The sequence below is a fragment of the Silvibacterium acidisoli genome (genome assembly GCA_022870745.1).
Classification (GTDB): Bacteria; Acidobacteriota; Terriglobia; order Terriglobales; family Acidobacteriaceae; genus Silvibacterium.
On the sequence record CP085323.1, the window covers coordinates 4,520,886 to 4,535,061 of the forward strand.

A 14,176-nucleotide genomic window follows, 5' to 3' on the forward strand; every position below is an offset into this window, starting at 1 on the left:
ACCTGCCGCTCCATCTGACTTTACTCAGCGTATCTCCCCGTCCTTGCACGAATCTGACGAGGTATACGAAGGGCTCGGCGGTGGGTCCTGGGTTCCCCACGCGCTTGGGGCGGAGCCCATGGTGAAGATGAGGGTGCCTCCATTTGCCACCTGCTCATGGGTGAGCCAGTTCTTCTCGACTGGCTGTCCATTGAGCGTTACCGATTGCACATATCGATTGATGTGTTGCTCGTCCAGGTTTCTTGCCACGATGTGAAGTGTCCTGGTTTTGCCGACGGAGATCGTCACGTCCGGATAGCTGGGGGTTCCGATGAGATATACAGGCTGCCCTGAGTTGGGATAGAACCCGATCGAGTTAAAGAGAAACCAGCTGGACATCGCGCCGGAGTCGTCATTGCCGGGAATCCCGGCGCGACCGCTTGTAAACCATTTCTCGAGCAGTTGCGTGACAACTTCCGCAGTCTTATCGGGACGAAGCGCCCAGTTGTACATGACAGGCATCAGGAAACCCGGCTCATTGCTGACGTCGAAATGCTGGCGGCGGAAAATGTAATCGAGACGTGTCACAAAGGTCTTGTCGCCTCCGGCCAGTTCGATGACCTTCCGCATGTCCTGCGGAGCATAGAAGGAGTAAGTCCAGAGATCTCCCTCGTAGAAGAAATCCGGCCATGTTCCGCGAACTACAAAGTAAGGATCGGCGAAGGTGCCATCAGGGTTTCGCGGACGAAGGAATCCCTTAAAACCTTCGCGCGTTAGATCCTTGTCCCAGAGATTGCTCCAGTTGTTTGCGCGCTTCGCGAAGGTCTCCGCGTCGGACTCGTGATGCAGCCCGCAGGCGACTTCGGCGATGGCAAAGTCGTCGTAGGCGTACTCCACTGTCCGCGATCCACTGCGCTCATCCGCGAGTGTCACAAAACCTTTCGCGTTGTAGTCGAGGATGCCGCCGCGACCTTCTTTCTGCTTATCGGCGGGAGGAACAGAGGCATCCTTGAGCATGGCCTGAAAGGCTGTTTCATAATCGATGCCGCCAAGGCTTTTGACATACGCATCTGCAACCATCACGTTGGCATTTGATCCGCCCTGGGTGCGGCCATTGTCATTTCCGCTGCGTGCGTCGGGCATATAGCCGGTGTGCTTGTAGATGTCGATCAGCGATCGGATCAGGTCGCGCTCGCGATCCGGAGCAATAAGTGTCAGCAGGGGAGCGGAACTGCGGAAGGTATCCCAGATGGCGTAATAGTCGTCGTAGTAGGGATGATCGGGGTAGGAGGTCGGCCAGTCCGGGTTTTCTTCTGTCCTGTCAGAAGGCATGAGCATCGTGTGGTACAGCGCGGTATAGACTTTGGTCTTCTGCTCGGCTGTTGCTCCGCGCAGCTCGATGGCCGCCAGTTGCTTGTCCCAGCTTTCCGTCACCTTGCGGCGCAAGCCTTCGAAATCCCATAAGGGAGCTTCTTCCGCTATATTGTTCTTGGCCTGATCGATGCTGATGAACGAGATGCCTACCTTGGCCTTCACAATCTGCCGTGCGCGGGGATGCAGATCGAAGCTGGCTCCGAGTTGACCGTCGTTACCGGCGCTGGCCGAGGCAGCTTCGCTTAACTGCGCGCCGGACCACGTACGCACTGAGTCTGCGCGGGTATTCAGCACCATGTCGAAGTACACCCGGTATTCGCCTCCGCGATTCCAACCGCCGGTGTAGCGGCCAAAGCCTGTGACCTCGTTTGGTGAAACGACGTGCACTTCACCACCGAGAAATCTTTGCGATTCCCAACCTGTGCCCTTGGTGAGGCAGTGCTCAATGTCAACAGTGAGATGCGCGGGCGAGTCGCTCAGAAAAGTGTAGCGGTGCATGGCTACACGTCGCGTTGCAGTGAGCTCTGCCCGAACGTTGTAGCGGGTCAGCGTCGCGGCATAGTAGCCGGGATGATTCTCTTCGTCGCTTCGCGGGCTCTGGGTCTTCGTCAGTGACAATTCGCCGGTTGTCGGCATGACGAGGATGTTGCCGTATTTGCCTGCCGCTCCAGAGAGATGCAGATGCGAGAAGCCGACGATTGCGCCGCCGCTCATGTAGCCGAAGTTGGAGGGCACTCCGTCGAAGCTCTGCATGTCCGGCCCTACCTTCACCATGCCGAAAGGCATGGCCGCGCCTACGAAGGTGTTACCGCCCCAGTCAACTCCCAAAAATGGATAGACATCGTGCGAGTGGCCCATGCTCTGCTGGGTCGCGGCTACGCTTAGGGGGGCCAGAAGGGTGCATGCCAGGGCGAATGTGGCGATACGGCGAACGATCACAAAGATTCTCCAGGGAGGTCGTGTCAGTTTTTATAGGATATTTCGGGCGATGGCAACCGTGCGGAAGAGGCTCTCTTCCGCACGGTCGTGGAGTTCGTTAGAAAGAGAAGCGAAGGCTTGCCTGCATCGAACGCTGGCCGTTCTTGCTGGTGACCTTGCCGAATGTGGGGCTCGAGGTGTTGCCGTACGCCGCCTGGTCCGTGTAGTTGGTATCCGGTGCGTTCCAGTTCGGATGGTTCAGGAAGTTGAACGCATCGAAGCGGAAGGTCAGAGCGGATGCCTCTCGAATGGCGAAGCGCTTTTGCAGCGAGGCGTTGAAGTATTCCTGGCCCGGTGCGCGCAACACGTTGCGATTATGTTGCGTGGTGAATGTTCCGGCAGTGGGCAAAGTGAAAATCTGCGAACCATCTGGGTTCACCACGTTGAACCACTGGTTGGAACCTGTGTTGGAGTTCGAGAACTTCCGCGCTCCTCCCAGTTTCGCACCTGGAGTGATGTTCAGGAGCTGCGATCCACTGCCCGGTCCGACACCAGCAACGTCCTGGCTGGTTGCGATCGAGAACGGAGCGCCGGTCTGGAACTGATAGGCCTGCGTCAGCTGCCAGCCTGACAGCGCCTCGTTCGCAATTCGGCTGCCGCTTCTGAAGGGGATCTGGTAGACCGCGTTCATTGCCAGCACATTGCGAATGTCGTAGTCCGACGGTCCACAGATTGACTTCGGATCGTAGGTATTGGGGATCAACTGCTTCTGGAATGAGTCGCAGTCGCGGGATGAGGCAAAGGTGTATGCCACATCGAAGGCGAGGCTGTTCGCAAACCGGCGATTGACGTCCAGCTGAAGGCCCTCATAAGAAGCCGTTCCGGTCTGCTCTACGTAATTGATCGGGCCGTAGCCAAGATAAGGGCGAAGAGCATTTGCGTTGACACCTTTGTTCGACGGATCGGTCAGTGTGCCGGCTTGCAACTGGTTGAGATTAGCAGCGATCTGCTGGTGGAGAGCGTGGCGCCCGACATAGGAAACCTCGGCCACAGTACGGTAGGGAAGTTCGCGTTCCACCGAGACATTCCAGATGTAGGCCTCAGGCTGAGGCCCGCTGCGCTCGAAAGATCCGGTAAGTTGCGGATAGGAACCGGCGGCTCCTCCTCCAGGATTATCCGCTGTTCCGCTTGAGAGCGAAGCAACCTGCTGCAGTGGAGGCACGCCGCCAGCGAAGACGAAGTCAGACACGCCCTGGCGATTCACATAGCGGCCCGCGCCTGAACGAATGACCGTCTTTGCGTCTATCTGGTATGCGATGCCCACACGCGGCTGGAAGAGGAAGGGCTGCACATGGAGGTATCCACGCGGAAGGTTGTGGAAGAGGTCGTTGTACTGGCCGGAAGCGGCGGCCGCGACGTGCTGTGCTGCATTTGAGGTGAAGCCATTGCCCCAGAGCACTGTTCCGTTCAGCGTGTCGCCGCTTCCGGAGACTGGGTTTCCTGTGGCCGGATTTACCGTAACCGCGGTCTGAGGGTTATAGAAAGCGGGATCGAAGCTACCCGCGTTGTTGTAGAGGCTGTAGTAAGGGTGGATTGAGGAATAGCGCACACCGTAATCGATATGCAACTTCGGAGTGACCTTCCACGCATCCTGCCAGAAGGCCTCGTACAGGTTGCCGCGATACGGAGTTTCATCGCGCGCGCCCACTTCGGCATAGGTGTAGTAGTTGCCCAGCACCGCGTCTGCCAGATCGTAACCGCTGGTGTTCGGGTTTGAAGTCGAGAAGGTGAACTGGCCATTCTGGTTGTTTGTCTGTCCGGCATTCGAAGCGGAGAAGGCGATCTGATCGTCGTCATTCTCGCCAGAGCGCTCGAAGAGAAAACCGGCGCGGATCAGATGGTTTCCGATCATCCTCGTAAAGGTATCGGCGAAGTCGAAGATCTCTCCCTGGGAGTGCGAAGGATACGTACTGCCATCCATTGTCGTGATGCTGCTCGTCGTAAGGAACTGCACGGTTGGAATCTTGTTCGGCAGATCCTTGGTCCCTGGGTAAAGGAACGGGTACGTGATGCCGTAGGAGGCACGCGAGTAGGCAGGACCATTACCGTTATAGGCGGTAGGGCTGGTATCGATGGAGAGGCGCGCCGCGTCATGGCTCGCGGTGAGCAGCACTTCGTTCGACATCCGCGGCGAGAAGGTATGAACCCAGTCGATCGAGCCGGTCTGGTTCGGGCGATCGTACAGGCGGGGTACATTGTCGAATGCGGCGGAGAAGGGATTGTCTTCGTGATAGAAGAAGTGTGTCAGGCGGAAGCGGATGTAGTCGCGGTCGGTCGGGAGGATGTCGAGGTTGCCGGAATCGATCTGCTGATTGGCGGGATAACGCGCGATCTGCAGAAGGTTCTCAGTACCGAGCTGGAAATTCGGGGTAGGAGTGGGATAGATCGACAGCAGACCGACGCCGTTCGAGCTCAGGCGGTTTGCGGGGATGATGTTGCCCGCAAAACATCCGCCGCCGAGTCCCGTCTGCGTGGCGCACGGTAATGGAGACTGCGGATCTTTTATGTAGTGATTATTTGCCGAGTTCGGCTGATTGATCAGCGAGCTGAAGTCTCCGGACCGAAAGGCAGGGTTGGGCACTGTCACCGGATTCGTAACCGTCTGCGGATATCTCACAAAGGCTTCCGAGTATAGGAAGAAGACCTTCCCCTTTGGAAAGAGGTGAGGAATATACAGGGGACCACTGAAGCTGCCGCCGAACTGGTTATAGGTGAAAGGAGCGACGAAGTTGGTCTTCAGTGCCGCAGGGTAATTCGGATTATTGTTGTTGACGTAGTTGTGATTACGCACCCAGGTGTTGGCGTTCAGGTCCGGGTTCTGAAGGTACTCGTAAAGCGATCCGTGGAAGTCGTTGCTCCCGGAGCGTGTCGTGATGCGAATCTGACCACCGATGGAGCGGCCGTATTCAGGAGCATAGTTGGCTGAGAGAACCTGCACCTCCTGAACATTTTCCATGTCGATGACGCCGACCGAGTCACCCGATGCGCGGATGCGCACGGCATTGGCTCCGTCATAGGTGATCAGGTTGTCGCGGTCGCGAGCGCCGTTGATCTGGATAGCTCCCTGGCCGGTACTGAACTGGAAGGTGGAGAGATTGCTGCCCGCGGCTGAGCCGTTCGACCCTACGGCGCTTGTGGGGCCTGACGTGATGCCTGCCTTGGTCAGCGCGACCATAATAGGGTTGCGACCGTTCACCGGGAGGCTGTCGATCTGCTTTGCATCGATGACTCGACCGAGCGTGGCGCTATCCGCCTCGAGCGCGGCGGAGTTTGCCTCCACTTTTACCTCCTGGGAGGCTGAGCCCAGGCTGACAGCGAGATTCTTGGTCGTGGTGACTGCTGCGTCAAGATTATTGCCGGTGAGAACGAGCCGCTGGAATCCCGAAGCCTCCACTGTGATGGTGTAACGGCCGGGTGCGACTCCGGATATCGTGTAGAGACCAGAGGCGTTGGTTAGGCTCTTGTGAACCGCGCCGGTCGATTCACTGGTCAGAATCACTTGAGCGCTCGGGACGACTGCTCCGGTCGGATCGGTAACTGTGCCGGATATGGACGCCAGATCTGACTGCGCGGGAGCCGTCGCTGTGACTCCCATAAAAGCCAGAAAAAGCAAAAACAACGCGAAGAAGCCAGGCCGGCGAGTTCGATGAACCGGAGCAACTGGCTGGATGAGGAACGGTAGCATACGGTCTCCAAAGCGTTCAGTTGAGGCGGTCGCCGCAAAACTGGGTGCTTGCGGCCGTACCGGTCTCTGGCTTGCAGTATCTGAGCGTTTTCGGTGACGAAGCTACGGGTTTACACGGTGTAAAGGGGTCGTGGAATGGAGGTGCATGGTGTGCACGTTGCAGATAATAAATGCTTTAGCCGGACGTGAAATTCTGTTGACTCACCTCGCACCCGCTGGTCTCCCGGATGTCGTTGATGCCCTTGTAACGTGCCGATTTTAGAGTTGACTGCATGCCCCCGAGCAAAAATGAAAGCAGAGTTCTGTCGCGAACGGACGCTCCGAGGGGGGCGCGCGCGCTCGAACGGAGACGGCCGCTCGAGACGGTGGGGCCAGACCCCGACGGACCGGAATGGGAGCTGGTTCTTCGTATTACTACAGCCGAGCGCTTTCAGCGTTCTGCTCTGCTGACAGACTTTTTGCTCTATATCACCCGGCAGGCGCTCACGGGAAATTCTGCGAGGATCAACGAACACCAGATCGGCATCCAGGTCTTCGGGAGGGAAGAGAAGTTCAATCGCTCGGACGATAATATTGTCCGCAACTACGCTCGCATCCTGCGATCAAGGCTGGATGAATACTTTCAGCGCGAAGGGGCACAGGAAAGCCTTCGTCTCCACATTCCGCGTGGGGGTTATCTGCCCGTCTTTTCGCCGGTAGCGGAGGCAGATGTAGAAGCTCCGGGCGAGCTTCCGGTGCGGAGGGCCATTTCCGAGAATTTACCTCCGCCAGCTGCGATTGTGCCGCCAACACCTGCGCGCCGTGTTCTGCCAGCAGGTGTCGTTTTAGCCTTGGGATGCCTGCTCGGTTTTGTGATCGCCTTTGCGCAGCCATGGAACTGGCACAGACTATTTTCTCCAACGGCACATCGCAGCCATCTGTTCTGGCGGTCGATCTTCAATCCTGACCAGGATTCACTCTTAGTACCGAGCGATAACGGTCTTGTCACGTTGCGCCGCTTCGTGGGGCAACCGATTACGCTAAGGGACTACGTTAGCGGCACCTATATCAGCCCGGACGGTATCGATGAAGGATTGCATCAGCTATTGCACACCTCCGACCGGCCTGATCTTTCTGTGCTTGGCGCCAAGATCCAGAAGGCCAGCAATAGCCTCTCTACGAACATTGAGGATCTCGATCTTGTCGTTCGGCTGAGCAGTATTGCGGAAGTTGTTCCGGGCAGGCTGAGGGTTCGCGCGACCCGCAAGATCCAGGTGGACGACTTAAAGAACAGCAATGCTGTATTGATCGGCTCTCTCGACGCGAACCCCTGGGTTTCTCTCTTTCAACCGCAGCTGAATTTCCAGTTCACGCCGGGCGGCCCATTCGGTAATTCGGCGGTCATCATGAATCGAGATCCCCGGCCCGGAGAAGCGAAAACATACGCCTCGATCACCGGCGACCCGGCGCTGCGTACTTACGGAGTAATCGCCTATGTGCCTAATCTTTCCGGCAATGGTCACGTACTCCTGATCGAGGGCATCAACGTTGCTGGTACGCAAGCCGCGGGAGAATTTCTGCTGGACCCTGCTCGCATGGCGGGCATTCTGAAGCGGGCCAGTACGCCAACTGGCCAGATTCGGCCATTCGAGGTGCTCCTGGGAACCTCAAGCGTTGGTACAAACTCTTCTGAAATCCGGATTTTGGGCGAGCGAATTTCGTCAGGTTGAAATCGGGAGAGAACACTTTATATAAGCATCTATAAGGATGCGGCGGCACACGCTTAAAGCTAATCTTCATTCCATCTGGGAAATTTCAGATAGTGGGTTTAAGCTTGTGTTGCATGCACGTGCGTTCTCGCAGCACTTCCTCGGCAGAGATCTTACAAGATTGCCTGGCTCGGGTCGAACACGCTCGCGTTTTAATCTCCGAGGCTTACGATGCGCTCTGTAAGAGCAAGCAGCTGATCGGCGAGACGCAACGCCGTCTTGCTGCGCCTCTTCCAGGAATGAATGCCGAGATAAAGGCCGAACCGCTGCCGAAATTCGAGGGGATTGAGCGAGTCGCCAGCTAGAGTGGGAAGACCGCAGCACGATGCAAATCAGCCGCGTAGAATTCTGAGGACGCACCCGCCTGGGCGATTGACGCTTCGGCGGGTGTAATCGTTTCGCCCAGGGCGCGCCCTGCTGCCTGTCACACGGTAGGGTATTACCAGGGCGTGTGGCGTACCGGCAGCGGGTCGGTTGTCTCGATCATCCGCGCGACAAGTTGCTGTAAGAGCATTTGCTGCGTGTCTCTGTGATGCGGGTCATCCCAGAGGTTTGTAAACTCGCCAGGGTCGTTTTGCAGGTCGTAGAGCTCGCCGCTTCGAGGTTTATCGACCAGGCTGAGCTTCCAGCGGTCTGTCCGGATCCCCGTCAGCATTGGCGGAATGGGGTAGGTTGAGTTTGCGTCGAGGAACTCCATGTAAACAGAGTCGCGGTGCTCCTTCGTGCTTCCATTCAGCAGCGGTATGAGTGAGCGGCCCTGCATTCCGGCCTCTGGAGGAATGCCTGCTGCTTCCAGCAGCGTTGGAGCCAGGTCGACCAGTTCGACCAAGGCATCGACTTTGATTCCGGCCTTGAAGCGTCCCGGCCAGCGGATGATCAACGGCACACGCGTCAGGCAATCGTAGAAGTATGGCCCCTTCAGATAAATGCCGTGATCGCCCAGCATCTCACCGTGATCGCTCATAAAGATCACGATTGTGTTGTCGGCTTGCCCGGATTCTTCCAACACCTGCAGCATGCGGCCTACTTCGGCATCGACCTGCTCGATCATCGCGTAGTAAGCGGCGGTAATCTGCCGGTGTTGCTCGGCGCTGGTCTTCGTGAAGGAAAGGTCATGGCCGCCGTATGCGGACTGATGATCTTCCTGCTGGAAGACGTTCTTATGATCGAGTTCACCCTCCCTGTAAGCCGGATCGGGCATCTTCGAAGGATCATAGTGTTCCAGGTATTGCTCGGTTGGATAGAAAGGATGATGTGGCTGGAAGATATTCACCGACATCAGCCAGGGATTGAATTCTCTCTGCTGCCGCATGAAGTTGCAGGCGACATCGGCACACCATGCAGTCTGCGTGTACTTCGGATCAATCGGCATCCCCCAGACCGGGCCAGCGGGAGCCTTTGGGATTTTCACTCCCTGGCGGTCCAGCCATACGTACCATTGGTTGTGCAAAGGCCAGCTGTCGCCGATGTCGTGCGACCACTCGAATACCTGGTATCCGTCGTCGATACGGTCTTCAACGCGGCCACCGTAGCAGGGCGATAGATGCAGCTTGCCGGAGAGCCCGCAAGTGTAGCCGTTATCTGCAAGAATGCGAGTCACGAGCCGCTCCGATTCACGGATACGTTGTCCGTTCGCGCGTAGCCCCGTGACATGGGGATATCGTCCCGATAAGAAACTCCCACGCGATGGTGAGCAAATCGGTGTCTGGCAGAAAGTATTCGTGAAAGTTACAGATTCATCCGTAAGACGCTTCAGGTTCGGAGTATGGATCAGGGAATTGCTCAGCCCCTGGATCGTGTCGAAACGCTGCTGGTCAGTACAGATCCAGAGGATGTTCGGCATTGGTTCGCCACGGCTGTCACGCGCACGCGCGGGATATTGTTCGCGTTGCTGTTTGCTCGCGGCATTGGAGGTCTGCTGCGCTCCCGCCAGGTCGGCGCCGAGCGCTCCCGCGCTCAGCACCGCATTTCGGATCAGTTCACGACGATTCATGGGGCCTCATCTTGTTCGTGCGGAAGAGTTCATATTATTCGCAATGCTGGTCCGATGCTAGAACAGCAGCTTCAGTGCGAACTGCATTTCTCTTCCTGGAGGTGCGGTCAGGTCGGACGTAATCACGCCAAAGTTGCTTCCATCGATGACCATACCCGGAGGAGCAAAGTGAGGCGTGTTCGATACGTTGAACATTTCGGCGTGAAACTCTGTGTTCAGGTGATCGTTGACTCGTGTTGTCTTGATGAGCGAGAAATCAAGGTTCTCGAGTCCTGGCTTTCGAACATCGGTAGTGGTGCGGCGCTCCGTGCCATAGGTGTAATTCGTAGGCACAGTAAAGGCCGCCGGGTTGAACCATTCTTTGATTCGCTGTGTGTTGGAACGATCGCCGTGAATCTTCGGGCTCACCCCCGGCACGCGGTCGACCCTGTTCGCGCCCCAGCTAACGGAACCAGCGGACAGGGTGAGAGGGAATCCGTCCTGGGCCATGAAGATGCCATTTGCTGCCCAGCCACCCGCAACGGCATTTGCGATGCCACCGCGATTGAGGAGGGCCTTACCTTTACCGAAGGGCAGCTCCGCATTCACGCTTGCCATGAAGTTATTGGGGATATCCATCTCAGATACAGACCGTTCAGCCTTGAGATTGCCCCAGTCCTGCGGAGTAGTGCTCTGGTTAACGTTTCCAATCGGCGCGTCCTGAGCGTTGACATTCGACATGTCCTTGGACCACACATAGGAAACCAGCATGGTGACTCCATGCGCGGAGCGCAGCTCGAACTTCGTTACAAGCGAGTTGTAGCTGTTCGAGCCGAAGGTCGCATTGTCTTCCATCACCGATGTGAATTGCGGAAACGGAAGCAGCAACTGCTTTTGCGCAACGGTTGCCTGTGACAGCGTTCCGATTGAAATGTATGGCGCAAACGGATTCGCGACCTGTGTATTGATCCCCGATTTCAGAGCGTACAGCGTCGACTTCGGCAGGTAGTCGAGCTGCAGCGGACTTGTCAGGTGAACCGCGTGAGAACCGATATATGCAATCTCGAACAATGCCCTAGAAGAAACCTGCTGCTGAATATCGAATGAGTACTGCTGGTTATATGGTGTCCGAGGGTGATGTTGCCAGACAGTGATGGTCTGTCCCAACTGTGTAGCGGCGCCCTGCGAGCTGCCCGCGACCTGTATCAGTCCGGAGGGATACGGGTTTGAAAGCAGGTTTACCGGAACGAGTCCGTTGGCAACGCTCGAGCCCGCAGTTATACCCGTGTTCCAGTTTGTCGTTGAACTATATCCCTGATTTGGCACGGTTCCCACGCCGTTACTGGTCAGCTCAAGAGGTGAGTAAACGATGGCGTATCCGCCTCGCACTGACGTGGTTGAGGATGCCGCATAGGCAAAGCCGATGCGTGGAGCGATGTTGTCGTGATCACGCGTGTAGACCGCCCGACCATGACCATCCGTGTTCGCGAACACAAGTCCGCCGGTAAGGTTGGGGAACGAAGGGTTGGCGGCCGGACTGGTGACCGTCGGGTCGAAGTAGTTCAGTGCGTCACGTCGATCGAGAAATGGCGACTCGCCATCGTAGCGAATGCCGAGATTGAGCGTTAGACGTGGCGTGACCTTGTAATCATCCTGCGCATACAGGGCGCCGTAAAAGTCCTGCATCTCGTCGCCGTTTGCAATGATGGCTGATCCGCTGGAGCCTGTGCCAAGCAGAAAGCTGGCGAATGCATTACCGTTACTGCTGGCCACGTTGTTCTGGCGCGTGAACTGCTGCGTGAACGCGAATACACCGGCTGGATTCGCGTTGTTATAGAAGTTGATGCGATGCATTCTGCCGTCTGCGCCGAGACTAAGGGTGCTGCGACCGGAAACGTGTGTGAACTGAGCGATGATCGCGTGGGAGTCGTTGCCGTTATTGAAGTAGGACTGCCCAGCGAAGCTGCCATAGCCTGTGAGGTTTACAGCAGGGAACATGTTGATCTGAATATCGTTGGTGAACGAAGACGCGAAGCCCAGCGAAGCAGGCTGGAAGCCATAACTAAGCGTGGTGCGTAACTGATGCCATCGCGCGAATCCATAGCTCACGCTCAGCAGGTTGTTCTCGTTGAAGGCGTATGTGTTGCCGAACGAGAACGACTGTGTCCGAAAGTGCGTTGTGCCAACCGATCCGGCGTTGTCTGCGATGTTGCCGTACTCATTGGGTTGGGTCAGTGCGGTTGTTGTAGCGGAGTAGCGGCCGAAGAGACGATAGCGAGAGGTGACCTGCTGGTCGACGCGGCCGCTGTATGTGTCCTGATTGACGATGACCGGGGCTGAATTGGTGTAGTTGTTCGTAAGACCGGCGCCGGCGATGTTTGGTTCAGGATAGTACTTGGCGATGTTTACCGCTGCGGGATCAAGAAGTCCGCTTGGAATCTTGTTTCCGGCAAAGGCAGCACGATTGCCATTCGACGTGTCGTAGGAAAACGGGTTGTAGATAGTTACGCCAGCAGCGGAAAAGTCGCCGGAACGCTCGGCATCCGTTGGCACTGTGGTGGTGTAGGGTGTGCCTTTCGCACGGCGCGTCCCCTGGTAGCTGAAGAAGAAGAAAGTCTTCCCTTTGCCGTTATACAAGTGTGGGAGCACGACCGGCGCGCCCACTGTTCCGCCGAACTGGTTCATGCGGAAGATTGGCTTGGGCTTGCCGTTGTAATCGTTGAACCAGTCGTTCGCATCGAAGACCGAGTTGCGTAGAAACTCGAAGACATCGCCGTGAATCTGATCGGTGCCTGACTTCGTCGATACGTTGATCACGCCACCGGCGAATCTTCCGTAGGTCGCGGCCAGGTTGGTGCTCTCTACTTTGAATTCCTGTGTTTCATCGGGCATGGGAATGGTGGTTGGCTGGTTGTACCACTCAGTCGATGCAGGAACTCCGTCGATCAGGAATTCGTTTGAAGACGCGCGTCCGCCGTTGATGCGAAAGTTTGCGTCGAATGTCGTGTTTACCGGAACGTCGCCGAATTGTCCGAAGCCGCCGTTGGAGAAGACAACGCCGGGCGTGAACAGGATCAGCCGGAATGTGCTTCGGCCATTGAGTGGAAGGCTGCGGATTGTTTGCTCTGCAAGCACCTGGCCCTGCGATACGGTTTCTGTATCGAGCAAAGGCTGCTGCGAGGTGATGACGACTGATTCGGATACGGTGCCCGGACTCAGAGCGATGTTTACCGTAGCCTCCTGCGCTACCTGGAGTGAGAGGTCATGCTGCGAGGTCGTTGCAAAGCCTTCTGCCGTGACCGTCAGGGTGTAGTGATCGTCAGGCGGCAGCAGGGCGATTGTGTATTGCCCGGACTGGTTCGTTCGGGTGCTTTGGTTAATGCCACGGGATGGATCTGTAATGGTGACTACGGCTCCAGCGACGACCGCTCCGGAACGATCTGTGATCTGACCGGAAAGCGTCGCGCTCTGCTGTTGGGCGCTCGCAGCGGAAGAGAATATGAAGACAGAAAAGATTAGAACGAGGGACAGATAAAAACTGCGCATGGTGCGAGCCTCCGAATGAAAACAATGGCGACAAAAAATTGTTGCCGATCGCGTCTGGGTCTCAGCGAGTGAGCGGATCGAACTTGAGATGGAAACGGCGATCTGGCGGCGGTTGTTATTCGCGAGCGTCTGGAGAGATGCCCGCTACATCCGGGCGACAACAGGAGCGTGCGCCATGACGGAGCTGCGAGCGTACTGCCTGGTAGGCAGGTATGAGAAAAAAGCCTTCAACGAAGGACATGCAACGCATGAGGAACTCCTGGCAACGAGTGGAGGGACCTGTAGGCAAGGGAGTTCCGAACGCGTCGAACGCATACAGAAATCCCTGCATACGTTACGAGCGGCTTTTCTTTACTGAATGAGTTTCAGGAAAGGAGAGAGACGGCATCGCAAGTACGCGCCTGCGGGAGGCGGCGACAACAACAAGCGAATGCGTCCTTGCGAAACATGAGCGTATGCTACTGGCCTTTGGCGGCAGCAGTCAAGCGCGGGCAAGGAACAGCGCTATCCTCTTTACGATTTTCCGTGGGCGGAATCGGGCACACTGGGCGCAGTCTGAGGCGGCCTCGACTGCGCCTGCCGGCCTTACAGTCAGAGGCCTGCTAGCGCTGTTCAGCTAAGTTCGGAGGGACCGAATTCATCTGATATCAGGTTATCTAACGCGACGATACGGACAGGCGCTATCTCACCGTTCAGATGCCCACCCACTGCGTGCACTCTCGCCTTATGTGTGTCTGGAAAGATACGATCAACCAGATACCATTCGTTCTCGGGTCTATCTTTTATACGTACGAGTTCCATAACAGATATCGGGCTGGCCATAGCATCCTCCCTGGAGGGTCCGTCGATAGTGGACCTATAGAACACTACGGGATGCATCTCAGTCAACGATTA

General features: G+C 56.7%; 5 protein-coding genes. 1 reads left to right on the forward strand and 4 read right to left on the reverse strand.

The window, feature by feature from the left end:
• Positions 1–24: 24 nt before the first annotated feature.
• Complete coding sequence (locus tag LJD29_RS18785; RefSeq protein ID WP_446743104.1) at positions 25–2,292, reverse strand: GH92 family glycosyl hydrolase; 2,268 nt, start codon at positions 2,290–2,292, stop codon at positions 25–27.
• 97 nt (positions 2,293–2,389) lie between these two features.
• A complete protein-coding gene (locus LJD29_RS18790) occupies positions 2,390–6,016 on the reverse strand; it encodes a carboxypeptidase-like regulatory domain-containing protein (protein WP_446743105.1) in 3,627 nt (1,208 codons plus the stop codon).
• A gap of 272 nt (positions 6,017–6,288) precedes the next feature.
• Here LJD29_RS18790 and LJD29_RS18795 point away from each other — a divergent pair, with 272 nt between their 5' ends.
• Complete coding sequence (locus LJD29_RS18795; protein ID WP_446743106.1) at positions 6,289–7,725, forward strand: hypothetical protein; 1,437 nt, start codon at positions 6,289–6,291, stop codon at positions 7,723–7,725.
• A gap of 478 nt (positions 7,726–8,203) precedes the next feature.
• Here LJD29_RS18795 and LJD29_RS18800 read toward each other — a convergent pair whose 3' ends face one another.
• Positions 8,204–9,757 carry a sulfatase family protein gene (locus tag LJD29_RS18800; RefSeq protein ID WP_446743107.1) on the reverse strand — a complete coding sequence of 518 codons (1,554 nt, stop codon included), beginning with the start codon at positions 9,755–9,757 and terminating at the stop codon, positions 8,204–8,206.
• A 57-nt stretch (positions 9,758–9,814) separates the two neighbouring features.
• Complete coding sequence (locus LJD29_RS18805; RefSeq protein WP_446743108.1) at positions 9,815–13,282, reverse strand: TonB-dependent receptor; 3,468 nt, start codon at positions 13,280–13,282, stop codon at positions 9,815–9,817.
• Between the last annotated feature and the right edge of the window lie 894 nt (positions 13,283–14,176).